The following is a 24009-nucleotide window of genomic DNA, read 5'->3' as shown; positions in this document are numbered from 1 at the left end:
GTATAATTCATGGCTAAGTTTTTTATAGATCGACCCATTTTTGCATGGGTACTCGCCATCATGGTGATGCTGACGGGGTTGCTGGCAATTGTTAAATTACCGATTGCCCAGTATCCGACGATCGCCCCCCCCGCAATTGACGTAACAGCAAAGTATCCAGGGGCTGATGCATCGACGCTGCAAGACTCCGTAACGCAGGTTATCGAACAGAATATGAACGGTATCGATAACCTGATGTATATGTCGTCCAGCAGTGACTCCTCAGGCACAGTTCAGATTACGCTAACCTTTGAAGCGGGTACGGATCCGGACATCGCGCAGGTTCAGGTGCAGAACAAACTGCAACTGGCTATGCCATTACTACCGCAGGAAGTACAGCAGCAAGGGGTTAACGTTCAGAAATCCAGTAGCAGCTTCCTCATGGTCGCCGCCTTCATCAGTGAAGACGGTAAAATGTCACAGGAAGATATCGCTGACTATGTGGCCGCTAACGTTAAAGACCCTATCAGCCGTACATCCGGCGTAGGTGACGCGCAGCTGTTTGGTGCCCAGTATGCAATGCGTATCTGGCTGGATCCGAACAAGCTGAACAACTATCAGTTAACCGCAGGTGATGTCACTGCGGCGATAAAAGTTCAAAACAACCAGATTGCGGCGGGACAACTAGGTGGCGCGCCTCCCGTTCCCGGTCAGCAGTTGAACGCTTCGATCATTGCTCAAACCCGACTGAATTCAGCAGAAGAGTTTTCTAAAATATTGCTGAAGGTTAATACTGATGGTTCTCAGGTCCGCCTTAAAGACGTTGCCCGCGTTGAGTTGGGTGCAGAAAGCTATGACACCATTGCACGCTTCAATGGTCAGCCCGCTGCAGGTATTGGTATCAAATTGGCAACGGGCGCGAATGCGCTGGATACGGCAACCGCAGTAAAAAATGCATTGACCAAAGCGGAAGAATTCTTCCCTGCTGGCCTGAAAGTCGTTTACCCCTACGACACAACGCCTTTCGTTAAGATCTCGATCAACGAAGTAGTGAAAACGCTGGTGGAAGCCATCGTACTGGTATTCCTAGTTATGTATCTGTTCTTGCAGAACTTCCGTGCCACGCTGATCCCAACTATCGCGGTGCCGGTCGTCTTGCTGGGGACATTTGCTATCCTCTCTGCGTTTGGTTATTCCATTAATACCTTGACGATGTTCGCGATGGTTCTCGCCATCGGGCTTCTGGTGGATGACGCCATCGTCGTTGTGGAAAACGTGGAACGTGTTATGGCGGAAGAGGGTCTGCCGCCTAAAGAAGCAACCAAACGTTCTATGGAGCAAATCCAGGGCGCGCTGGTTGGTATTGCTCTGGTACTGTCCGCGGTATTCGTCCCAATGGCGTTTACCGGTGGTTCCACAGGAGCAATCTACCGCCAGTTCTCCATCACCATCGTTTCTGCGATGGTGCTGTCGGTACTGGTCGCGTTGATTTTGACGCCAGCCCTTTGTGCAACCTTGCTCAAACCGATTGCCAAAGGCGATCACGGCGAGAAAACAGGCTTCTTCGGCTGGTTCAACAGGCTGTTTGAGAAAAGCACGCATCATTACACCGATAGCGTGGCAAACATCCTGCGCAGCACCGGTCGTTATCTGGTCATCTATCTGCTGATTGTTGTCGGTCTGGCCCTGCTGTTCTTGCGTTTACCGACCTCCTTCCTGCCAGACGAAGATCAGGGGGTTCTCCTGAACATCGTTCAGTTACCTTCAGGGGCAACGCAGCAAAATACCCAGAAAATCATGGACAGAATGACGCAATACTATCTCGAAAACGAGAAAGGTAACGTCAAGTCTGTATTTACCGTAACGGGCTTCGGGTTCTCGGGTCGTGGGCAGAACACCGGTCTGGCTTTCGCCAGCCTGAATGATTGGAGTGAACGAAGCGGCGCGGAGAATAAAGTTCAGGCCATTGCAGGCAGAGCTAACGCGGTCTTCAGTCAGTATAAAGAAGCTATCGTTATTGCCGCCAACGTTCCTGCGATTATCGAACTGGGTACCGCGACAGGTTTCGACTTCCAACTGATTGACCAGGCTAACCTTGGCCATGCAAAACTCACGGAAGCACGTAACCAACTGCTGGGCATGGCTGCACAACACCCTGATACACTGGTGCAAGTGCGTCCTAACGGGATGGAAGATACCCCGCAGTTCCGTCTCGATATCGATCAGGAAAAAGCACAGGCGCTTGGTGTATCGCTGTCAGATATCAGTTCAACGTTGGCAACAACGCTGGGCGGTTCCTATGTGAATGACTTTATCGATCGCGGCCGCGTGAAAAAAGTTTACGTTCAAGCTGATGCACCTTTCCGTATGCTGCCAGATGACATCAAAAACTGGTACATCCGCGGTAGTAACGGACAAATGGTGCCATTCTCAGCATTTACGCAGAGCCATTGGGAATATGGTTCACCGCGTCTGGAACGTTATAACGGCCAGCCATCCATGCAGATTCAGGGCGAAGCCGCTCCAGGTAAGAGTACCGGTGAAGCCATGGCGTTGATGGAGAACTTTGTTACCCAATTACCGCAAGGTATCGGCTACGAATGGACGGGTATGTCCTATCAGGAGCGATTATCAGGCAATCAGGCACCTGCAATCTATGCCATTTCATTGATTGTCGTGTTCCTGTGCCTGGCAGCGCTTTATGAGAGCTGGTCAATACCGTTCTCCGTCATGCTGGTTGTTCCATTGGGAATCATCGGTGCATTGATTGCGGCAAATATGACAGGTCTCGAAAACGACGTTTACTTTAAAGTAGGCCTGCTGACAACCATAGGGCTATCTGCGAAGAACGCCATATTGATCGTCGAATTTGCTAAGGATCTGATGGAAAAAGAAGGGAAAGGACTGGTTGAAGCAACGTTGGATGCCGTTCGTATGCGTTTGCGCCCAATCCTGATGACATCACTTGCCTTTATCCTCGGCGTAATGCCACTGGTAATCAGTAGTGGTGCAGGTTCCGGTGCACAAAATGCCGTTGGTACTGGCGTAATGGGCGGGATGATTACCGCAACCGTGTTCGCTATCTTCTTCGTTCCAGTGTTCTTTGTGGTTGTCCGCCGTCGCTTCGGCAAAAAAGTGGACGACACAACAGCGCACTAAAACCGAAATACCCCCCATCTCTATTCTAAAAGGCCGCTTAGCGGCCTTTTTTACGTCCCTGCCCTCTTCTCCCTTCAGGATTGTGCCAAACAGCGTGTCGCCCTGTTTGCCTCTTTATTATTCGTCTCTACAGTGAGTTAGCGAATGCTGCCACGCCACAGCAACATAATGGTTGATCCCAATGCCAAAAAAGTGCAACATAATTCATATGTTATAACATAACAAAAGAGGGATATATGAAAGCAGGTATTCATCCTGACTATCGCACGGTGGTATTTCATGATACCAGCGCGGATGTCTATTACAGGATTGGATCAACGATTAAAACCGATCGAACCATTGAACTAGAAGGTACTAGCTACCCTTATGTCACCATTGACGTTTCTTCGGCATCGCATCCCTATTACACCGGGAAGCAAAAAGAATATTCCAAAGAAGGTAGCACGGCGCGCTTCCAGCAGCGCTTTGGGAACTTCTTCAAGTAATCAGAGAGGGTTATTAAATGCAGGTGCTTAGTTCGCTGCGTTCAGCAAAAAATCGTCACAAAGATTGTATTGTGGTCCGCCGTCGCGGGAGAGTTTACGTTATATGCAAATCCAATCCGCGCTTTAAGGCCGTACAAGGCGGAAAAAAGAAAAAAGGTTAATCTTTCTCAACCCCATCCCGATACAGTCTGTGCTATGACGGTAACAAGGCTGTACGGGATGCGCGCATGAAAAAACTTCTGAAACAATAAGATAACCCGTACCAACATACCTTATCCTCTGAACAATGCCTTCGCATTCCTTCTCTCATTTCTCATATTTTCAGGTAGAAATAATTAAATAATCCGCAGCCGAGTTTCAAAATAAATAGCGGTGAAAACCTTACCTATTATCCGCGAATTTTACGAACGCTTTTGCTATAGTCGTATATAAAATGACGTAGCCGTAACCAACATAGCATAGCTATACTTAAGGTTAAGTCATGATAGGTTGGTATTTACGCCAACCCTATTTCACGACATAGTAGAGAGTAGGAGGTACAAACACCTCTGTTGTCTCATTCATCGCTGAACAAATCACAATGGCTCAATGCTCTGTTTGTCACAACATGAATACGAAACAGCGTTAACGTTTTATCTTGCAAGTTTCATCAGTCTACCTGTTTACGAGGTGTTAACCGCAGTAACACTAAATAACGGCTTAACGGAGGGATTGATATGGATGAGTACACACCAAAACATTATGATATTGCCCAACTCAGATTCTTATGTGAGAATCTGTGTGATGAAAGCATAGCAACGTTAGGCGATAGCAGTCACGGCTGGGTCAATGATCCAACATCTGCGATCAATCTCCAATTAAATGAACTTATTGAGCATATCGCTACGTTTATTCTCACATTTAAAATAAAATACCCTAACGAAAGTGAGCTTTCAGAGCAGGTTGAAAAGTATTTGGATGATACTTACGTCTTGTTTAGCAACTACGGTATTAATGATTCTGAACTGCGGCGCTGGCAGAAGTCCAAAGCAAAATTATTCGGAATGTTCTCAGGGGAGAACGTCTGTACGCCTGCTAAAACTTAAGCAATAATTTATTTATATTTTTTAACCACCAGGTACTGTTCGCATAGGCCATTATGAAAAAAATCGACTATTTGATGCGTTTGCGTAAATGCACCACCATTGACACTCTCGAACGCGTTATTGAAAAAAACAAGTATGAACTCTCCAATGATGAACTGGAGATGTTCTTTTCCGCTGCCGATCATCGTCTGGCAGAACTGACGATGAACAAACTCTACGACAAAGTTCCTACCGCAGTATGGCGATACGTCCGTTAATTCCTAACGAAACGCATACAAAAACTGCCATTAAATACACTGCGCCGATAATATTATCGGCCTTTGTTTTTATTATCTTTTTAACGTATTAATTGAGTAAGACTTGTAACAAATTGTATTTTTAATAATAAGTAAAAATAAATTCCACTTCATACCACTACACTTATTTACCCACCATTTATCATTTATAACAACCGCATCGATAACATCACTAATAGTATACCCAGTGATGAAAACAGAGAATGTAATAATTGGCGCAATTATTACTCACCAGATAAGGGTGCTCGGCATCCTTCCGAAAAACAAAGATCGGTAAAACTGAAAGTGATGGATCAGAGCTTATGTGTATCAGAGGGCAGACTTATGGCCGAAAATTGGCATATGACAAAATCATTGGGTTACAAACAGAAGATGAAGACCTAACTGGTGATAACACCGTAGCACAAGGATAGAAATGGTGGAGGCCCTGCCAGCTACATCCCGGCACACACGTCTCCTGCTGCGGCTGCTTCCTTCCGGACCTGACCGAATCCACAGGTTAGTGTTGCGGGAGAACCGACAGGGCCTCCATTGACGACTTTATAACAGTTCGCATTAGGGTAACGACAACGTGTCACAAAGTGGTGGGCATTATCGGCGATAGGATAGGCAATTGCAAGCTAGCGCAAACTAACCGTTGTTTTCTTACCCACCCCACTGTGCCACTATGGTAATCAATCGGTTTAGAAGCAGCAGGAACATCCGCTGATGTCAGAAGAAAATGATAATTTCCGCCAGCGCGTTTTTCAAATCGTTGCGGCGATTCCTTATGGAAAAATAGCGACTTATGGCGACATTGCCCAGCTTGCCGATTCGCCCAGAGCATCAAGGCAAGTCGGAGGGGTATTAAAACGTCTGCCGAAAGACAGCAAACTCCCCTGGCATCGGGTAATCAATCGTAAAGGCGAAATATCGCTGGTCGGTGGAGACTATATGCGCCAGAAATCAGCGCTGCAAGCGGAAGGAATTATTTTCAATCGTCAGGGAAAGATCGATCTTGTGAAATACCGCTGGCAATACGCGCCATAACGGCGCGTATGCAAGTTCATATTACCAGGTTGTCTACGGTACCACAGATGGCGAAGCAGGCTGACCTTGAACCATATGAGGGGTCTGATTCTCCGGGTTGGATATCATTGATCCCTGATTTTTAGTCGGTAAAGGTACAGAGGCGACAGGAACCAGCACCAAATCAGCGTTATTTACGCCGTTGCTAATAACCGGTAAGACGTTCTCCGTCACCATCACAATACGGTTATCGATTGCAATTGCAGCACTGAGTAAGATACGGGCGTTGGGCTGAATATCAGCCGGATTGTACGGTAGTTCGAATTGGAAAGGTGCCTGCTTTCCTTCTGTTCGCGTCACGCGCTGAGTAATAACTTTTGAAGGCGCATCTGCCAGCGATGCATCAGACACCGTAACGGTTAACACCGCGTTGTGAGGGAGCGCAATGCGCTGACGAATATTCACCGTACCGGTTACCGCTGGCATCGCAACTGCCGGGCGCTGAGAAGAAGCACTGGTGACAGGTGCGCCAGTTTGAGGAGAAACGCCATAATCACTCCTCTGTGCACATGCAACCAGAGTCATCGATAACGTGATACCGCCTAAGATATGCCATAATTTCATTCGGTCAGTCTCCTTATTATTGTCAGACTACCGGTATCGAAAACCGGCACTCATAAAGAGTATGATTCACCCAACATAATAATGATGGTGCAAAATTCTGATATTTTCCTGAAAGTCACATATTTATTGTTGTAAAAAGCCATAAATAAACACTTACACATTATAAAACAAACAGATATTTATCCATTGGGGCCGATACCATGAGTCAAACACTACAACACCTTCTCGACCTCCTGCATTTAGAGAAGCTCGAAGAAGGGCTATTTCGCGGACAAAGTGATGATTTGGGGTTGCGCCAGGTCTTTGGCGGGCAAGTCGTAGGTCAGGCCATGTCGGCCGCCAAACAGACCGTTCCCGTAGAGCGCAACATTCACTCTTTCCACAGCTACTTTTTACTACCCGGCGACAGCCAGAAACCGATTATTTATGACGTTGAAAACCTGCGCGATGGCAACAGTTTCAGCGCCAGACGCGTCAGCGCTATCCAGAATGGTCGCCCTATTTTTTATATGACAGCCTCTTTTCAAAGTCATGAAGAAGGGTTTGAACACCAGAATGTGATGCCAGAGATTCCACCGCCAGAGACGCTGAAATCCGAACAGGAAATCGTGCAAAACATGCAGCATCTCCTACCCCCCCGCTTTCGCGATAAATTTATTCAGGCCAGCCCGATTGAGATGCGCCCGGTTAAATTCCATAATCCCTTAAAAGGCGAAGTGGATGAGCCAGTACGACACGTCTGGTGCCGTGCCACCGGTCCATTGCCAGACGATAAGCGTATTCACCAATACCTGCTTGGCTATACATCTGACTGCAACTTCCTACTCACGGCTTTACAACCTCATGGCGTTGGTTTTTTGGAACCGGGTATGCAAGTCGCCACGATTGATCACTCAATGTGGTTCCATCGCGATTTCCGTTTGGATGACTGGCTGCTCTATACCGTAGAAAGTACGTCCGCATCCGGCGCTCGTGGTTTCGTTCGTGGGCAGTTCTACACCCGTGAAGGCGTGCTGGTTGCATCCAGCGTACAGGAAGGGGTGATGCGCCGCCGCCAGCCATAAGGATTACAGCAGCCTCATAACGTAAAACGGGCGTGGAGTTTTCTCCACACCCGTTTGCTGTATTTGAGCAAGCTCAATTATTGGTTGTAAGCACTCTCGCCATGGCTGTTGACATCCAGACCTTCGCGCTCTTGCTCTTCAGGTACACGCAGGCCGACAATCATATCCGCCACTTTGAAGGCGACGAATGCCACCACGCCAGACCATACCAGACAAACAACGACGCTGAACAACTGAACCCAAACCTGATGCGCCATCGTCACGCCTTCTGCATAGCCAGTACCACCCAGCGAAGCTGAAGAGAATACGCCAGTCAGGATACAGCCAACGATACCGCACACGCCGTGAACACCGAACACATCACATGGATCATCCACACGCAACCATCTTTTCAGTACGGTTACACCCCACAGACCTGCGACACCACCAGCCAGACCGATGATCAATGCGCCACCGACGCCAACCGTACCTGCCGCTGGTGTGATTGCCACCAGACCCGCGATACAACCAGAACATGCGCCCAGCAGAGAAGGTTTACCGCGCACCATCCACTCACCGCCAACCCATGCCAGAATCGCAGCGGCAGTAGCGACAACGGTGTTCAGGAAAGCCAGTGCGGCGATACCGTTCGCAGCACCCGCAGAACCCGCGTTAAAACCAAACCAGCCGATGTACAGGATCGCCGTACCGATAAACACCATCGGAAGGTTATGCGGTTTGAAGGCTTCTTTGCCAAAACCAGCACGCTTGCCCAGTAGGTAAGCACCAACCAACCCAGCGACCGCGGCGTTAATGTGAACCACCGTACCACCCGCAAAGTCCAGCGCGCCATCCGCAGCCAGATAACCGCCGCCCCATACCATGTGCGTCATCGGCAGATAGGAGAACGTCAGCCACAGCGCAACGAAAATCAGCACAGCAGAGAAACGGATACGCTCAGCAATCGCCCCGACAATCAGCGCGACGGTGATACAGGCAAAGGAAGCTTGATACGCCACGTGCACGAACTGATAGAAGGTGCCACTAATGGATTCAATTCCGATGCCTTTCAGCATAAACGTGCTGAAACCACCGAAGAAGGCGTTACCTTCGCTGAAGGCCAGGCTATATCCATAAACCACCCACAGGATACAAACCATCGCGAACGTTACGCTCACCTGTGTCATCATGGACAGAACGTTCTTGGAACGAATCAGGCCGCCATAAAACAGTGCGATGCCCGGTATAGTCATAAAGAGTACCAGCGCGGTACAAATCATAATAAAAGCGTTATCCGCTTTATCAATCGTCGGTGTCGCAGCCATTGCCCAGGACGGGAGTAATGCCGCCACACCGAGACCTAATGAAGAGAGTCGTTTTTTCATTTTCATCCATCCCTATTTACGTATCTACGCTAGGTGTTGTTAAAGTGCGGCTTCGTCAGTTTCACCCGTACGAATACGGATAACCCTTTGCAACTCGGCGACAAAAATTTTGCCATCACCAATTTTTCCGGTGTACGCAGCTTTGCTGATAACATCGATCACTTCGTCCAGTTGGTCGTCTGCAATTGCGATATCAATTTTTACCTTGGGTAAAAAGTTAACGCTGTATTCTGCGCCGCGGTATAGCTCCGCGTGCCCTTTCTGACGACCAAACCCTTTCACCTCAGTGACGGTGAGCCCTTGGATGCCGACAGAAGATAACGCTTCACGTACATCCTCCAGCTTGAATGGTTTTATCACCACAGTAACCAGTTTCATTTATCTTCCCCCTAGCCATTATGTTCAGGCTTTCGCCCGTCACTTGTTCGATTACGCGCTCTATGAAGTAGGTCTACGTCATGACTAAAGCAAAGGATGTGCCATAAATGATTTATCTGGCATAAATCAGGAAAGAGAACGCGTTTAAAGATGAGAAAGGACAAAAAGCAAACACAACGGGAAAGAAATGCAGGAGGGGTTGGGCAAGTTACGCACTATTTTGGTGCACTAAGTGTATTTTCAGTGCGGGGAAAGTAAAAACACGAATCACGATGCTTAATGATGGTGCGAAGCCACAAGCAGACTGTCAGTCTGCACCATTCAAGGCGGTGCAGACCATAGCATGACCGATAATCGAGTCAGACAGTACAAGGCTCGGTACTGGTAGCAGCAAGATCCTCTCCGGCCAACTGCAATTGATACATCTGATAATAGCGCCCTTGCTGTTGTAGCAGTTGCTCATGCGTTCCCCGCTCAACGGTTTGCCCATGATGGAGCACCATAATCGTGTCGGCCTCAACGATGGTAGAAAGCCGATGTGCAATAATAATTAAGGTTGTCTGTTCCCTGATGATACGCAACGCCTTTTGCACCGCTTGCTCCGTACCCGAGTCAATATTCGCGGTTGCCTCATCGAGAATCAGAATTTTCGGCGTTTGCACCAATACCCGCGCAATCGCCAATAGCTGTTTTTGTCCGGTAGACAGATTATTCCCCTGCTCGCCAATGCGCGTATACAATCCCTCAGGAAAAGCGCTAACCAGGTCAGCAAGCTGTACCACCTCCAATACACGCCAGACGGCCTCTTCGCTGATGTCCCGGCCCAGCGTCACATTCACAAACATAGACTCCGCCAGCACAACCGGGTCCTGCTGCACCATTGCCACATTTTGGCGCAGTACCGCATGAGAGAGCGTAGAGAGCGGCCGACCATCAAGCCGAATTTCGCCTTCATCCGGCGTGTAATACCCCATCAGCAAACTGGCCAGGGTGCTTTTGCCGCTGCCAGTATGCCCAACCAGCGCGACGAACCCGCGCTCTGGTATCGTCAGTGAAATATGCTGTAGTACGCGCTTTTCAGTGCCATACGAAAAAGAAACATCGTCAACATCGACACGTCCGGTAGCCAGCGGACGCTCATCATCGCCGTAGCCCTGTTTTGTACCATCCATTAGTTCAAAAATACGCTCACCGGCAACGACCGCCTGCTGCAACATAGACTGCTGGGTTGTCAGTTCAATCAGCGGTTCATTCAGACGGTCCAAGTAGTTTATAAACGCATACAAGACCCCGACGCCAACCGACCCCATCGAGCTGAAACCAAATTGGATCAACAAACCACACAGTACCATCGCGGCAAATAAGCTCAGCAGCGGCCGCAGTAGGAAACCTTCCAGACGCAACGCTTTCATGCGCGCGTCATAATGCTCAAGGCTAGCGACCCTCAGTTTCTTGCCAAAGCGAGCCTGCTGGCGAAACTGCTGAATGACGCCCATGCCATTAATCACTTCGTTGAAACCATCATTAATATCGGCCAGATAGCTTCGTACCTTGCGAACAATCGGCGTACTGAAACGATGGTACAGCACCATGACTACCGCAACCGCAGGAAAAATCATCAGCGCAATCAGCGCCATTTGCCAGCTCAGACTAAACATCGCCACCAGCATCGCGCCGACCAACGCCGCACTGCGTAATACCGTTGACACCACCATGACGTAAAGATCTTTAACCACCTCTGTGTCATTGGTGACGCGTGAAATCAGTTGCCCAATGGGTTGCGTATCGAATGTGCTCAGCGGCTGGCGCAAAGCCGCATCCATCACATCAATGCGCAACTGCTGGACGACACCGACCGCAACGCGGTTAAACAACAGCGTCTGAAAATAGTGCAGCAGCGCCGCCAGAACTTGCAGAAGGATGTAGGCCATCGCCAGACCCGCTGCAATCGCCAGCGGGAATTTCCCTTTAGCCACCAGATCATCAATAAAATAACTCACCAATATAGGGCCAGAGACTTCTGCGGCGGCGGCCACCCACAACATCAGGACACCTAACAGCAACGGTTTTCGCCAGGGAGAACCATAGGTCAGCAGGCGTTTCAGTGTTGACCAAAACTGTTGAGGGCTATTCATTTTTTCATTCCTTCCGCCAGCGGTACCTCATCCAGCGCCGCCTCCAGCTGTTGATAGTGGTACATATCCCGATACCAGCCAGGTTCTGCAGCCAGCGTTTGGTGTGTGCCGCGCTGCACCGTTTGTCCCTGTTGCAACACCACGATTTCATTCGCTTCAGTGAGGGCTGACAGGCGATGTGCGCTGATGATCAGCGTGCGCTTTTCACCCCATGTTTTGAGGTTCTGCAAAATCTGGTGCTCCGTTCGCCCATCCACCGCAGACAGCGCATCGTCCAGCACCAGAATTTCAGCATCCAGCAGTAGCGCACGGGCAATCGCGATCCGCTGTTTTTGGCCGCCAGATAACATCACACCACGTTCACCTACCTCAGTCTGGTAACCCTGAGGCAAACGCAGAATATCGTCATGAACGCTGGCAAGCCGCGCAGCCTGTTCAATCGCCTGTTGCGTCGCATCAGGTCGCCCCAGTGCGATGTTTCGCGCCACCGTGTCCGAAAACAAAAACGGCATCTGCCCGACAACGGCAAAACGGCTCCGCAGTTCATCCAGCCGAATCGCATTCAGTGGACGATCGTGGTAGCGAATCTCTCCCGCTTGGGTATCGAAATGACGCAAAATCAACGCTAGCAGCGTACTTTTCCCCGATCCCGTCGGTCCACATAACCCCAACATATTGCCCGGTGCCAGCGTAAACTGAATGTGCTGTAAGGCATCACGGGTATTGTCCGGATAGCGAAATGCGGAAATATTCACCGCCAATATGCCCCGCTCGGCAGGCAATGATTCCTCGCCGTCTTTCACCACGAGTTCTTCCGCAAGTAACTGGCGAATGCGGCTATATGCCGCGCTGCCGCGCTCAACAATATTAAGCATCCAGGCCAGCGCCAGCATCGGCCATATCATCAATCCAAGATACATAACAAAGCTGGTCAACAAGCCTAACGTCAGCGAACCGTTAATCACCATCCAACTACCGCCGCCAATCGCCAGCAAATTTGACAGACCGACAGCAATATAAATGGTGGGGCCGAAGCGGGCATCAACGCGGGCGACGTGCATGTTTTTGGCACCCGCATCCGCCGCAACCTGTGCAAAACGTGCAGATTGATAGTTTTCCAACCCAAAGGATTTAATCATGCGAATACTGGTCAAGCTTTCCTGCGCCTGCTCATTAAGCGAAGAAAACGCCGCCTGCGCAGATTTAAAACGGTTATGCAACTGCGTACCGTAGTGTTTGATGAAAATCGCCATGAATGGCATCGGAAGCAACGCCAGCAGAGTAAGTTCCCAACTGATCTGCGTACACATGACAACCAGCACTGCGCAGCCCATTACCATCGAATCGACCAGCGTCAGTACACCTTCTCCGGCGGCAAAAACCACGCGATCAACATCGTTAGTGGCACGCGCCATCAGATCACCGGTACGATGACGTCGGTAAAACGCCGGATGCTGGCGACTCAGTTGACGGTAAAAATCCTCTCGTAATTTAACCGCCAACTGGTATGAAGCACCAAACAGGAACACGCGCCACACGTAGCGCAGCAGATAGACCATGACGGCAATCAGCAACATCACGCCAATCCACGTCATCATTTCGGTCATCGACATACCATGTTGCGTCACGCCATCGACGATCACGCCAACCAATTTGGGGGGCAGTAATTGCAGAATGGCAATCACAATCAATAGCGCGACAGCGCTCAGATAGCGACGCCATTCACGACGAAAATACCAACTCAGTTGAGCAAACAGTCTCACGCGGTTCTCATTCCAATAGCCAGACGGGTCATGACAGACTCAGAAAAGTGATTATACAACAGACGGATATACACTAAATAATTCAAGTTTCAGGACAAAACGAGTTCGTTTTGAATAACGCGAAGCGTTAGCCCTTTAGGGCGATGCTCATTAATGAGCATCGTAACACGGCAAGGGAAGGAATCCCGAATCACTTACTCAAGTCAGTGATTCGGGTGACTAAACGCAGCCAACGCACAATGCAACTTGAATGGATGATGAATCACAGGGATAAGGGCAGAGCCGTGGTATGTTTGATTCTTTCCATAGCAAAGCTTGAGGTTACATCGACCAGTCCAGGAATACCATTCACCAGTCGCTTATAGAAATCATCATAGCTTTTCATATCAGCGACCTGTACCTGCATCAGGTAATCGTATTCGCCAGCCATACGATAAAAAGCCAACACCTCTGGCATGTCGGACACCACACGGATAAATGCCTGATACCAGTCGCGGTTGTGTTGCTGCGTCTTCAACAAGACAAATGCGGTTAACCCTAATCCCAGACGCTCATTATCCAACAACGCCACCCGCGCTCGGATAATGCCTTCATCTTCCAGACGCTTCAGGCGTTTCCAGCATGGCGTGGATGTCAGATTAACCGCATCGGCCAGCGTCTGTAGCGAAAGTGTGCAATCCTGTTGCAACATACTCAGCAGTGTACGGTCAATTTTATCCAACATAGTTTTTACCTAATTAGTTTTTACCTAATATAGTTTTACCCACTATAGCTCTGTTTGATAGAAAACGTCCCTTACCTTCCGCCATTAAGAGAGAAAAGCAATTTTGTTACCGTCAAAACCTCACTGAGAGCATCACTGGCAACATCAGCATAGGATGGCCTTCAGTGCACAGTACCTACTGTCACAGCATACTGTTTGAGATAACAGCTCACCATCCATTTCAATAGAAAAATAATCTCCCAAAAAACCAATAAAGGGTAAAAACACCTATTAAAATACCCATACAGAGATAAAAAGGTAATTTTTTTATCCCGAAAACTCGTTACTCTATTCACATCACTGTCTAATCGAGTTTCTATCATGACTAATGCCTGGGTTAAAAATGCCATCAGCGCCATCGAAGCAGATTTTCAGCGTTCGGCTGATACGCATCTTATCCGTTTGACCCTACCGGACTACCCCGGTATCTATTTTTACCTCAAAGATGAAAGCACACACCCCAGCGGCAGCCTGAAGCATCGTCTGGCGCGTTCTTTGTTTCTCTATGGGCTGTGCAACGGTTGGATTAAAGAAGGCACGCCGATTATCGAAGCGTCATCCGGCAGCACTGCTGTCTCTGAAGCCTATTTTGCCCGCCTGCTGGGCCTGCCGTTTATCGCCGTCATGCCCTCCTGCACGGCAAAAAGAAAAATCGAGCAAATCGCTTTCTATGGCGGACGCTGCCATTTTGTTGAACAGGCAGGGCAAATCTATGCGGCATCTGAACAGCTGGCAAAAGAGATGAACGGCCATTATATGGATCAGTTCACCTACGCAGAACGCGCCACCGACTGGCGCGGCAACAACAATATTGCCGACAGCATTTATCGCCAAATGTCTCGTGAACCCTACCCTGTCCCTGACTATATTGTGATGAGCGCAGGAACTGGCGGCACGTCAGCCACGCTCGGGCGCTACATTCGCTATCAGGGGCTGGATACGCAACTGGTCGTCGTCGATCCAGAAAATTCTGTCTTCTACGACTGTTATCAGCAGCGGGATCATTCCATCACGGGCCCGTGCGGTAGCCGAATAGAAGGTATCGGTCGCCCACGTGCCGAACCCTCTTTTATTCCTGACGTCATTGATAGCATGATCAAAGTGCCGGACGCCGCCAGCATCGCGACGCTGTACTGGCTGGAAAGCGTGTTAGGCCGTAAGGCAGGCGCCTCTACTGGCACCAACGTCTGGGGTATGCTGCAACTGGCCAAAGAACTGGTGAGCCGTGGTCAAAAAGGTGCAATTGTGACCCTGTTGTGCGACAGCGGTGAACGCTATCTGGATACCTACTACAACAGCAGTTGGGTAGAAAAGAATATCGGCGACATTCGTCCTTACTTCAATGCACTGAACAGCACAGAGATATCCTCTCTCATGCACGAACCTAGCCTGGCGTAAGATGGCCTTCTTCAGCACGTATCCACAGCGCTGAAGAAGGGCTATTTTTCAGGTAACATGTTTTTCAGATAAGATTGCTTTCCAGATAACATTGTTTTCCAGATAACGTCGCATTAAGGTGAATGAAGAATGAAGCGTGCTGTGGTCGTTTTTAGCGGTGGACAAGATTCCACAACCTGCCTAATTCAGGCTTTGCAACATTATGATGACGTCCACTGCATCACCTTCGATTATGGGCAACGTCACCGTGCAGAAATTGATATCGCTCAGGAACTCAGCCTGAAGCTAGGCGCAACGGCGCATAAGGTTCTGGACGTGGGCTTACTGAATGCACTCGCCACCAGCAGCCTGACGCGCGACAGCATCCCGGTTCCTGATTACGATGCGAATGCACAAGGCATCCCCAATACCTTCGTTCCGGGAAGAAATATTCTTTTCCTGACACTCGCCTCAATCTACGCCTATCAGGTTGGTGCCGAGTCAGTCATTACCGGCGTGTGTGAGACCGACTTTTCCGGCTACCCTGATTGCCGCGACGAATTCGTTAAGGCGCTAAATCAGGCCATCGTTTTAGGCATTGCCCGCGACATTCGTTTTGAAACCCCGCTAATGTGGCTCAATAAAGCGGAAACCTGGGCGCTGGCGGATTACTACCAACAACTCGATACTGTGCGTTATCACACGCTAACCTGCTATAACGGCATCAAGGGTGATGGGTGTGGCCAATGTGCCGCCTGCCGTTTACGCGCAAACGGGCTCGCACAATATCAAAACGATTCTACGGCTGTCATGGCATCACTAAAGCAGAAAGCAGGATTACGCTGATACTTCACGTCCCTCCAAAGACGGCACACAAAAAGCAACAGGCCACACACTACAGCATGGCCTGCTGCTTCATGTTAACGGCGAATCTCGTTTAGGTGTTCCAGCAGTTCCCCCTCCAGCGGCAGTGCTTTTTGCGTCAATAAATCGATGCAGACAAACGTCAGCGTGGCATCAGCTACGTCGCTTTCATCAGACACTCGGGTTATTTTTTGGCTGATAACCCCACTTTTTGTATTTATCTGTAGTAATTCGCTATCAATACGCAGTACATCACCGAGCACGGCAGGCTTGCGATAGTTGATATTGATATTCACCACAACGAAAGCAATCTTGTTGCTATGCATCCAGCCAAAAGCAGGCAACGTCTCCAGCCATTGCCAACGCGCCTCTTCCAGAAACTCGAGATAACGCGCGTTATTAACGTGCTGATAAACATCAATGTGATAACCACGAACGGTAATGAACGTCTGCATAGCGGTAATACTCCTGTGACAAAACCGACAACGGGTATGACCTGAAAATTAGCCTAGCAGAGGTTAGCAGCTCAGAGAAAGTGTTCGACTGAGCTGCGACTGATATCACAGTTTTAAAGACATCACGGATTTAAAAAATCACAGCTTTAAACGAGAGAGATTGCGCTCAACCAGTGCCGCCCCCATTCCAGGCACCTCTGTTAATTGATCTATCTGGGTAAAAGGACCATTTTGCTCGCGGTAGTTAACTATCGCTTCCGCTTTTTTCAGACCGACGCCGTTCATGATGTCGGCCAGCTCAGCAGCGCTTGCCGCATTGATGCTCACCTTATCCTCGTCGCTATCAGGAAGCGTTGCTTTTTCCGCTTTCTGATCTGCTGGTGCAGACTTTACTGCCGCCGCCGTACTGTCAGCCGCTTTAGATGACGCCTGACTCAGTAATGGCAACCCAGATAAACTCATCCCAATGATAAAGCACAGTGCTTTTATTCCTGATTTTTTCATGCTGTTTCCTCCATGTGTGTGACAGCACGGCTACCTTGCCGCAGAGTAGTCAACACCGCAAACAGCAGAATTTAAATGTGGAAAAGGCCGCGAAAGCGGCCTTTGGTTGTTACAACGATTTGCAAATTTTTGCGGAGCTTATTGCTGTTCCTGCGCCGCATTGCCCATCTTGATTTTCGCTTCATTACGCAAGCTGGACAGCAGGGAATCAAACAGCGCGCCCAGAGAACCTTGCTGAACCTGACTGGCAAACTGTTTTTTCTGCTCATCGTTTAGCTGATGTGGCGTCACACTATCCAGCGCGACCAGCACGACGTTGCCAGCCTGATCCTGAGTAATCGCATAAGACGGCTTATCTTTCTGTGGATGTGGCATAGCAAAAATAGCCTCAGCCGTTGCATCACCCTGAGAGAGTGAAGACATCGTTTTTGTTTCACTAAAGCTCAACCCAGCGGCTTTCAACGCGTCGTCTTTACCTTGTTTCAATTCAGCCAGAATTTTTTCAGCGTCGATACGAGCCTGCTGTTCAGCCTTCTGACGTTTCAACGTCTCTACGATCTCGGTACGAACCTGATCCAGAGGACGAGTGCTTTCAGGCTTGTGCTCAGTGATGCGCAGGACGAAAGCGCGGTCACCGTCAACGTTAATCACATCGGAGTTGTTGCCCGCAGCACCGTTTGCCCCCAGCAGCGCACCGCTAAAGATAGCCTGCGTTACCGGCTGAAAATTCAGTGCGGCAGGAACCTTCTCACGCGTAAACCAGTCGGTCTGCGTGGCTTTCACACCAGCCACTTCTTCTGCTGAAGCCAGAGACTCGTTGTCATTGCTGGCCGCTTCGCTGACTTTTTGCTGTAGCGCATAGTAACCATCCTGCGCTTTCTCGTGCTTCACTTTCTCAGCAATTTCGGCCCGCACTTCGCTCAGCGGTTTGATCTGCTGCGGCTGAACATCATCCAGACGCACAATCAGATAGCCAACAGAGGATTTAATCGCTCCGGAAACCTGACCTTTCTCCGTCAGTTTTGCCTGCTTCAGCTCATCAATCATGCTGTTTTCGTCCATCCATCCAAGATCGCCACCGTTACGGCGCGAGATGATGTCCGTTGATTTTTCTTTCGCCAGCGTAGCGAAATCACCACCTTGCTTCAGCGCATCCAGAACAGACGTTGCATCAGCCTCATTCTTCACCTGAATGACGCTGAATTTTTTGCGCTCAGGTTGGGAGTAGTCGTTTTTGTTCTGTTCGTAGAAATCGTTGATGGCCGCATCGTCTACTTTCACGCCGTCCATGATGCTTGCGGCATCCAGCGCGATATAGCTGACTTTGAATTCTTCCGGCGCGATGAAATTGCCTTTGTTTTGATCGTAATAGCTCTGGACTTCATCGTCAGCTACGGTCTGGGCTTTCGCCTTCGCAGCAATATCAATGCTCGCCACACGGACAACGCGATCTTGCGCAGCCAGTTTCACCAGATTATCAATCTCCTGCGGCAGCAGGAACGATGTATTGCCAAAACCGCGGATCAGCTGTTGTGACGTCAGTTGCTTACGCAGCATCTGAGCATACATATCCGGTGTTACGCCAAGGCGACGAACCTGATCCAGGTACTTTTCATTATCAAAACGGTTGTTTGTCTGAAACGCGGGAACGTCAAAGATCGCCTGTTTGATTTGCTCATCACTGATGTTCAGCCCCAGCTTGTTGGCATACTGATCTAGCAAGGTTTCATCAATGAGTTGGGAGAGTGCCTGCCTACGCAATTGCTGCATGTAACCGTCATTGCTCGCCAGAAGAGAGAAATTCTCACCCAAGGTTTCCTGCTGACGACTGCGTTCGTTCTGCACCGCCTGCTCAAGCTGAGCGCGGGTAATTTCCTGCCCGTTCACCTTTGCAGCGTAATCTCCTGAACCACCAATAAGATAATCACCAACGCCAGTTAGAACAAATGATGCGATGATCAAAGCAAGAATAATTTTGAGCACGACGTTATTTGCGGCCGTACGTAAATTGTCCATCATAATGTGACAACACTCCGCTGTAGAATGGATAAAACTCCCTGCGCTGGCCGAAGCCATGCATCCTTGCGATTGCTATAGCCCATACAAGGCTAGGGCGCACTTAAGCTTATTGCCCGCCACGTTCTGCCATGTGTCGGGTATGTAAAATCCTAGATAAATAAAAGGCACATCATAAAATGATGCGCCTCGTATCTTACCCTACCAATATCATTGCGTCAGGTATTGTTTGGCACCCCAAGTGGTTATCAGCCAAACCTGTGACGTAATAATCAGTTAACGGCGTCTTTCAGCGTCTTACCAGCACGGAATCCTGGTACTTTTGCTGCAGGGATACTGATTTCCTTACCCGTTTGCGGGTTACGGCCGGTACGAGCAGCACGTTCACGCACTGAGAAAGTACCAAAACCAACCAAAGCAACATCATCCCCTTCTTTCAGGGAATCGGTAACGGAACCAATAATTGCATCTAACACACGCCCTGCTGCCGCTTTGGAAATATCAGCATCTGCGGCAATTTTGTCGATCAATTGTGACTTGTTCACTCTGTCATCCCCTCTGGAATTCTCTTATCGCGCTTCAATGTCCCAAGACGCGACACGTAACTTATTATCAATACTGTCATGCTTAGCCAGTTACAGCTAAAACTAACAGTGCTCTAACTTAGCGGTACAAAAAAAAGCTGGCAAGCACGATTTCACTCACCAGCCCTGATTTTCTCAAGGGTTTTTGCGACAGGTCACTATTTTGCCTTGGCTTTGGGCTTTGCTTTAGGAGCAGAGACCACTTGCATGCCAGAAGGCGAATTCTGCAACGCTAACGCCAACACTTCCTCGATACGTTTCACCGGGTGGATTTCCAGATCCGCAATCACGTTCTGTGGGATATCCTCCAGATCGCGTTTGTTGTCATCGGGAATCAATACCGTCTTGATTCCACCACGGTGTGCGGCCAGCAGTTTCTCTTTCAGACCGCCGATCGGCAGTACCAAGCCACGCAGGGTAATTTCACCCGTCATCGCCACATCGGCGCGCACTGGATTCCCGGTCAAACAAGAAACCAGCGCGGTACACATTGCGATACCCGCACTTGGCCCATCTTTCGGCGTCGCACCTTCAGGAACGTGAACGTGGATATCACGCTTCTCGTAAAAATCAGCATTGATGCCTAATTTTTCCGCACGGGCACGAACTACGGTGAGCGCAGCCTGAATCGACTCCTGCATCACTTCACCTAACGAACCAGTATAGGTCAGTTTCCCCTTGCCAGGCACACAGGCGGTTTCGATCGTCAGCAGATCACCGCCAACTTCCGTCCAGGCCAGACCGGTTACCTGCCCTACGCGATTTTCATCGTCCGCGCGGCCATAGTCAAAGCGCTGAACTCCAAGGAAATCTTTCAGGTTATCGCCCGAAACCTGAATATGATTAGTGGATTTATCCATCAACAGCGTTTTGACTGCCTTACGGCACAGTTTAGAGATTTCACGCTCAAGACTACGCACGCCAGCTTCACGCGTATAATAACGGATAATGCCAACAATCGCGCTGTCTTCTACCGACAGCTCACCATTTTTCAGCGCATTACGTTCGATCTGTTTCGGCAGCAGGTGCTGTTTGGCGATGTTCAGTTTTTCATCTTCGGTATAGCCGGAAAGACGAATGACTTCCATGCGATCAAGCAACGGCGCCGGAATGTTCATGGAGTTAGACGTCGCCACAAACATCACATCAGACAGATCGTAGTCAACTTCCAGATAGTGATCGTTAAACGCCACGTTCTGCTCAGGATCGAGCACTTCCAGCAGGGCAGAGGCCGGATCGCCACGCATATCGGAAGACATCTTGTCGATCTCATCCAGCAGGAACAGCGGGTTTTTCACGCCGACCTTCGCCATTTTCTGGATCAGTTTGCCCGGCATTGAACCGATATAGGTGCGGCGGTGTCCGCGGATTTCCGCTTCATCACGCACGCCACCCAGCGCCATACGCACATATTGACGTCCGGTCGCTTTGGCGATGGACTGACCTAGCGAGGTTTTCCCAACGCCAGGAGGCCCTACCAGACACAGAATCGGCCCTCTGATCTTGCTAACACGACTCTGTACTGCGAGGTATTCGAGGATGCGTTCTTTCACACGATCCAGACCATAATGGTCGGTATCCAGCATTTCCTGCGCTTTCAGCAAGTCTTTCTTCACTTTACTGCGTGCATTCCACGGTACCTGTACCATCCAGTCGATATAACTGCGCACCACCGTCGCTTCCGCCGACATCGGCGACATCATTTTCAGCTTTTGTAGTTCAGCTTCGGCTTTCTCACGCGCGTCTTTCGGCATTTTTGCCGCGTCAATCTTACGTTTTAACGCTTCGTGTTCATCCGGCGCGTCGTCCATCTCACCCAGCTCTTTCTGAATAGCTTTCATTTGCTCATTCAGATAGTACTCACGCTGGCTTTTCTCCATTTGCTTCTTAACGCGACCACGGATCCGTTTTTCTACCTGCAGCAGATCGATTTCGGATTCCATCATCGCCATCAGGTACTCTAAACGTTCAGTAATATCGAACATTTCAAGTACAGACTGTTTATCAGCCAATTTCAGCGGCATGTGCGCGGCAATGGTATCGGCTAAACGCGCAGCATCATCAATGCTGTTCAGGGACGTCAGCACTTCCGGCGGGATCTTTTTGTTCAGCTTGATGTATCCCTCAAACTGATTGACTGCCGTGCGCATGAGCACTTCCTGCTCGCGCTCATCAATCGCCGGAGAGTCAAGATATTCAGCTTTTGCAGCGAAATGCTCGCCGCTGTCAGAAAGCGTCGTAATACGAGCACGCTGCAACCCCTCAACCAGCACTTTTACCGTACCGTCAGGCAGTTTCAGCATTTGAAGAATTGAGGCTACCGTCCCTACCGAGAAAAGATCGTTAATACTTGGCTCATCCGTTGAAGCTTCTTTCTGTGCCACCAGCATGATCTTCTTATCATGATCCATTGCGGCTTCAAGGCACCGAATCGATTTCTCCCGACCAACAAACAACGGAATGACCATGTGCGGATAAACCACCACATCGCGCAATGGCAATACGGGGATTTCTATGCGTTCGGAACGCTCAGGGTTCATAGAGCTCTCTCTTAGTTTCGTTTCCGCCAGGTTATGGGAATCTCGTGAAACGCGGTTTTCACGGGTTTCATCAAATAGGTATTTGAGTATATGGGGATAAATATCTCACATTCAACGACCAGCATGCGTGTAAAAAACAAATGGGGGATAAAATCCCCCATTTTTATTTTGTGACACGGCTTAATTGATTACTTATTCGCCGGAAGCCTGCTGAGTTTCATGCTTACCATAGATCAGCAATGGCTCGGATTGACCTGCAATAACGGATTCGTCAATAACGACTTTGTCCACGCTTTCCAGCGATGGCAGGTCATACATAGTATCCAGCAGAGCGGCTTCAACGATAGAACGCAGGCCACGCGCACCGGTTTTACGTGCCATCGCTTTCTTGGCAATCGCCGTCAACGCTTCATCACGGAATTCCAGCTCAACGCCTTCCAGATTGAACAGCGCCTGATACTGTTTGGTCAGCGCATTCTTCGGCTCGCGCAGAATCTGAATCAGCGCCTCTTCGCTCAGCTCTCTCAGCGTAGCAACGACTGGCAGACGGCCAATAAACTCAGGAATCAAACCGAATTTAATCAAATCACCCGGTTCAACCTTGCCTAACAGTTCACCTTCTGTCGCTTTATCTGAAGTACCTTTAACCGTTGCGTTAAAGCCAATGCCACGTCCCGTATCGGTACGCTGCTCGATCACTTTGTCCAGACCCGCGAACGCACCGCCGCAGATAAAGAGGATCTTGGAGGTATCAACCTGCAAGAACTCCTGCTGTGGATGTTTACGACCACCCTGAGGCGGAACCGCAGCAATCGTCCCTTCGATAAGCTTCAGCAATGCCTGCTGCACGCCTTCACCAGAAACATCGCGAGTGATCGACGGATTGTCTGACTTACGAGAAATCTTGTCGATTTCATCGATGTAGACAATGCCACGCTGCGCTTTCTGCACATCGTAATCACACTTCTGCAGCAGCTTCTGAATGATGTTTTCAACGTCTTCACCGACGTAGCCCGCTTCAGTCAGCGTGGTCGCATCCGCCATAGTGAATGGCACATCCAGGAAGCGCGCCAGCGTTTCAGCCAGCAGCGTTTTACCGCTCCCCGTAGGACCGATCAGCAGGATGTTACTTTTACCCAATTCGATCCCGTTGCTGCTGTCACCATTACGCAAACGTTTATAGTGGTTATATACCGCAACGGCCAATACCTTCTTGGCCTGCTCTTGCCCGATGACGTAATCGTCAAGGTGGCGGCGAATTTCGTGTGGCGTCGGCAACGCACTGCGCTCACGGTGGGGCGCCACTTCCTTAATTTCTTCGCGAATAATGTCGTTACACAAATCAACACATTCATCGCAGATATACACCGACGGCCCGGCAATCAGCTTACGCACTTCATGCTGGCTCTTGCCGCAAAAAGAGCAGTACAGTAACTTTCCTGAACCGTCTTTGCGCTTATCTGTCATGAGTTAAACCTCTTTTTCGTCTTTTGCCCGCAGGCCAACCACAGCGATACCGCTACAACGAACGCCGATACTTATAGCCAATACGCGTAAAATAACCTC

General features: G+C 49.5%; 21 protein-coding genes and 1 other RNA gene. 9 read left to right on the top strand and 13 right to left on the bottom strand.

What is annotated here, in order from left to right:
* Positions 1–9: 9 nt before the first annotated feature.
* The 5 genes from ACKQAD_RS04955 to ACKQAD_RS04935 all read left to right on the top strand — a co-directional run bounded on the left by ACKQAD_RS04955 (position 10) and on the right by ACKQAD_RS04935 (position 4965).
* Complete coding sequence (locus ACKQAD_RS04955) at positions 10–3138, top strand: efflux RND transporter permease subunit (RefSeq protein WP_409159121.1); 3129 nt, start codon at positions 10–12, stop codon at positions 3136–3138.
* Positions 3139–3374: 236 nt separating this feature from the next.
* Positions 3375–3623, top strand: a complete 249-nt coding sequence (locus tag ACKQAD_RS04950; RefSeq protein WP_409159120.1) for a type B 50S ribosomal protein L31 — start codon at positions 3375–3377, stop codon at positions 3621–3623.
* A gap of 17 nt (positions 3624–3640) precedes the next feature.
* The gene (ykgO, locus tag ACKQAD_RS04945; protein ID WP_005976091.1) at positions 3641–3784 is read left to right on the top strand and encodes a type B 50S ribosomal protein L36; all 144 of its coding nucleotides are present in this window, start codon (positions 3641–3643) and stop codon (positions 3782–3784) included.
* 555 nt (positions 3785–4339) lie between these two features.
* Positions 4340–4708, top strand: a complete 369-nt coding sequence (gene tomB, locus ACKQAD_RS04940; RefSeq protein WP_409159119.1) for an Hha toxicity modulator TomB — start codon at positions 4340–4342, stop codon at positions 4706–4708.
* A gap of 53 nt (positions 4709–4761) precedes the next feature.
* Positions 4762–4965: an HHA domain-containing protein gene (locus tag ACKQAD_RS04935; RefSeq protein WP_005976087.1), complete on the top strand. Its 204-nt coding sequence runs from the start codon at positions 4762–4764 to the stop codon at positions 4963–4965.
* 464 nt (positions 4966–5429) lie between these two features.
* Here the strand turns inward: ACKQAD_RS04935 and ffs are convergent.
* Positions 5430–5526: signal recognition particle sRNA small type (gene ffs / locus ACKQAD_RS04930), an RNA gene on the bottom strand.
* Positions 5527–5712: 186 nt separating this feature from the next.
* Here ffs and ACKQAD_RS04925 point away from each other — a divergent pair.
* Positions 5713–6033 carry an MGMT family protein gene (locus ACKQAD_RS04925; RefSeq protein WP_409159118.1) on the top strand — a complete coding sequence of 107 codons (321 nt, stop codon included), beginning with the start codon at positions 5713–5715 and terminating at the stop codon, positions 6031–6033.
* 33 nt (positions 6034–6066) lie between these two features.
* On the opposite strand, the gene ACKQAD_RS04920 is transcribed toward ACKQAD_RS04925, so the two are convergent.
* Positions 6067–6636: a YbaY family lipoprotein gene (locus tag ACKQAD_RS04920; RefSeq protein ID WP_409159117.1), complete on the bottom strand. Its 570-nt coding sequence runs from the start codon at positions 6634–6636 to the stop codon at positions 6067–6069.
* A gap of 200 nt (positions 6637–6836) precedes the next feature.
* On the opposite strand from ACKQAD_RS04920, the gene tesB reads away from it, so the two are divergent.
* Positions 6837–7700: an acyl-CoA thioesterase II gene (gene tesB / locus ACKQAD_RS04915; RefSeq protein ID WP_409159116.1), complete on the top strand. Its 864-nt coding sequence runs from the start codon at positions 6837–6839 to the stop codon at positions 7698–7700.
* A gap of 77 nt (positions 7701–7777) precedes the next feature.
* On the opposite strand, the gene amtB is transcribed toward tesB, so the two are convergent.
* From amtB to ACKQAD_RS04890, 5 genes are all read right to left on the bottom strand, one after another.
* Positions 7778–9064 (bottom strand): ammonium transporter AmtB, encoded by a 1287-nt coding sequence (gene amtB, locus ACKQAD_RS04910; RefSeq protein ID WP_409159115.1) that lies wholly within the window; start codon positions 9062–9064, stop codon positions 7778–7780.
* A 39-nt stretch (positions 9065–9103) separates the two neighbouring features.
* Positions 9104–9442, bottom strand: coding sequence for a P-II family nitrogen regulator (glnK, locus tag ACKQAD_RS04905; protein ID WP_002208627.1), 339 nt, complete (start codon positions 9440–9442; stop codon positions 9104–9106).
* 359 nt (positions 9443–9801) lie between these two features.
* A complete protein-coding gene (locus ACKQAD_RS04900) occupies positions 9802–11577 on the bottom strand; it encodes a SmdB family multidrug efflux ABC transporter permease/ATP-binding protein (protein WP_409159114.1) in 1776 nt (591 codons plus the stop codon).
* Positions 11574–13340 carry a SmdA family multidrug ABC transporter permease/ATP-binding protein gene (locus ACKQAD_RS04895; protein ID WP_409159113.1) on the bottom strand — a complete coding sequence of 589 codons (1767 nt, stop codon included), beginning with the start codon at positions 13338–13340 and terminating at the stop codon, positions 11574–11576. The genes ACKQAD_RS04900 and ACKQAD_RS04895 overlap by 4 nt, the downstream gene beginning before the upstream one ends.
* A gap of 262 nt (positions 13341–13602) precedes the next feature.
* Positions 13603–14064: an Lrp/AsnC family transcriptional regulator gene (locus tag ACKQAD_RS04890; protein ID WP_409159112.1), complete on the bottom strand. Its 462-nt coding sequence runs from the start codon at positions 14062–14064 to the stop codon at positions 13603–13605.
* A gap of 360 nt (positions 14065–14424) precedes the next feature.
* On the opposite strand from ACKQAD_RS04890, the gene ACKQAD_RS04885 reads away from it, so the two are divergent.
* Positions 14425–15501, top strand: a complete 1077-nt coding sequence (locus ACKQAD_RS04885; RefSeq protein WP_409159111.1) for a PLP-dependent cysteine synthase family protein — start codon at positions 14425–14427, stop codon at positions 15499–15501.
* A 129-nt stretch (positions 15502–15630) separates the two neighbouring features.
* Positions 15631–16326, top strand: coding sequence for a 7-cyano-7-deazaguanine synthase QueC (gene queC, locus ACKQAD_RS04880; RefSeq protein ID WP_409159110.1), 696 nt, complete (start codon positions 15631–15633; stop codon positions 16324–16326).
* 74 nt (positions 16327–16400) lie between these two features.
* On the opposite strand, the gene ACKQAD_RS04875 is transcribed toward queC, so the two are convergent.
* The 6 genes from ACKQAD_RS04875 to clpX form a co-directional block, all read right to left on the bottom strand.
* Positions 16401–16799 (bottom strand): acyl-CoA thioesterase, encoded by a 399-nt coding sequence (locus ACKQAD_RS04875; protein ID WP_409159109.1) that lies wholly within the window; start codon positions 16797–16799, stop codon positions 16401–16403.
* Positions 16800–16937: 138 nt separating this feature from the next.
* Complete coding sequence (locus ACKQAD_RS04870; RefSeq protein WP_409159108.1) at positions 16938–17303, bottom strand: helix-hairpin-helix domain-containing protein; 366 nt, start codon at positions 17301–17303, stop codon at positions 16938–16940.
* A gap of 138 nt (positions 17304–17441) precedes the next feature.
* Positions 17442–19322, bottom strand: coding sequence for a peptidylprolyl isomerase (gene ppiD / locus ACKQAD_RS04865; protein ID WP_409159107.1), 1881 nt, complete (start codon positions 19320–19322; stop codon positions 17442–17444).
* A gap of 269 nt (positions 19323–19591) precedes the next feature.
* Positions 19592–19864 (bottom strand): nucleoid-associated protein HU-beta, encoded by a 273-nt coding sequence (gene hupB, locus ACKQAD_RS04860; RefSeq protein WP_271874266.1) that lies wholly within the window; start codon positions 19862–19864, stop codon positions 19592–19594.
* Between the two features lie 197 nt (positions 19865–20061).
* Positions 20062–22443, bottom strand: coding sequence for an endopeptidase La (gene lon / locus ACKQAD_RS04855; protein ID WP_409159106.1), 2382 nt, complete (start codon positions 22441–22443; stop codon positions 20062–20064).
* Between the two features lie 192 nt (positions 22444–22635).
* Positions 22636–23910: an ATP-dependent protease ATP-binding subunit ClpX gene (gene clpX / locus ACKQAD_RS04850; RefSeq protein ID WP_039346833.1), complete on the bottom strand. Its 1275-nt coding sequence runs from the start codon at positions 23908–23910 to the stop codon at positions 22636–22638.
* Positions 23911–24009 lie beyond the last annotated feature (99 nt).

This window comes from Pectobacterium artocarpous (assembly GCF_046159765.1).
Lineage (GTDB): Bacteria > Pseudomonadota > Gammaproteobacteria > Enterobacterales > Enterobacteriaceae > Pectobacterium.
This window is presented reverse-complemented; position numbering and strand designations above follow the sequence as displayed.

Excerpts from the sequence above, each read along its gene's own strand:
- queC (WP_409159110.1), top strand. The coding sequence starts at position 15,631 with ATGAAGCGTGCTGTGGTCGTTTTTAGCGGTGGACAAGATTCCACAACC.
- ACKQAD_RS04955 (WP_409159121.1), top strand. The coding sequence starts at position 10 with ATGGCTAAGTTTTTTATAGATCGACCCATTTTTGCATGGGTACTCGCC.
- ACKQAD_RS04950 (WP_409159120.1), top strand. The coding sequence starts at position 3,375 with ATGAAAGCAGGTATTCATCCTGACTATCGCACGGTGGTATTTCATGAT.
- ACKQAD_RS04900 (WP_409159114.1), bottom strand. The coding sequence starts at position 11,577 with ATGAATAGCCCTCAACAGTTTTGGTCAACACTGAAACGCCTGCTGACC.
- lon (WP_409159106.1), bottom strand. The coding sequence starts at position 22,443 with ATGAACCCTGAGCGTTCCGAACGCATAGAAATCCCCGTATTGCCATTG.
- ACKQAD_RS04875 (WP_409159109.1), bottom strand. The coding sequence starts at position 16,799 with ATGCAGACGTTCATTACCGTTCGTGGTTATCACATTGATGTTTATCAG.
- ppiD (WP_409159107.1), bottom strand. The coding sequence starts at position 19,322 with ATGATGGACAATTTACGTACGGCCGCAAATAACGTCGTGCTCAAAATT.
- ACKQAD_RS04935 (WP_005976087.1), top strand. The coding sequence starts at position 4,762 with ATGAAAAAAATCGACTATTTGATGCGTTTGCGTAAATGCACCACCATT.
- tomB (WP_409159119.1), top strand. The coding sequence starts at position 4,340 with ATGGATGAGTACACACCAAAACATTATGATATTGCCCAACTCAGATTC.
- ACKQAD_RS04870 (WP_409159108.1), bottom strand. The coding sequence starts at position 17,303 with ATGAAAAAATCAGGAATAAAAGCACTGTGCTTTATCATTGGGATGAGT.
- tesB (WP_409159116.1), top strand. The coding sequence starts at position 6,837 with ATGAGTCAAACACTACAACACCTTCTCGACCTCCTGCATTTAGAGAAG.
- ACKQAD_RS04885 (WP_409159111.1), top strand. The coding sequence starts at position 14,425 with ATGACTAATGCCTGGGTTAAAAATGCCATCAGCGCCATCGAAGCAGAT.
- ACKQAD_RS04920 (WP_409159117.1), bottom strand. The coding sequence starts at position 6,636 with ATGAAATTATGGCATATCTTAGGCGGTATCACGTTATCGATGACTCTG.
- amtB (WP_409159115.1), bottom strand. The coding sequence starts at position 9,064 with ATGAAAAAACGACTCTCTTCATTAGGTCTCGGTGTGGCGGCATTACTC.
- ACKQAD_RS04925 (WP_409159118.1), top strand. The coding sequence starts at position 5,713 with ATGTCAGAAGAAAATGATAATTTCCGCCAGCGCGTTTTTCAAATCGTT.
- glnK (WP_002208627.1), bottom strand. The coding sequence starts at position 9,442 with ATGAAACTGGTTACTGTGGTGATAAAACCATTCAAGCTGGAGGATGTA.
- clpX (WP_039346833.1), bottom strand. The coding sequence starts at position 23,910 with ATGACAGATAAGCGCAAAGACGGTTCAGGAAAGTTACTGTACTGCTCT.
- ykgO (WP_005976091.1), top strand. The coding sequence starts at position 3,641 with ATGCAGGTGCTTAGTTCGCTGCGTTCAGCAAAAAATCGTCACAAAGAT.
- ACKQAD_RS04890 (WP_409159112.1), bottom strand. The coding sequence starts at position 14,064 with ATGTTGGATAAAATTGACCGTACACTGCTGAGTATGTTGCAACAGGAT.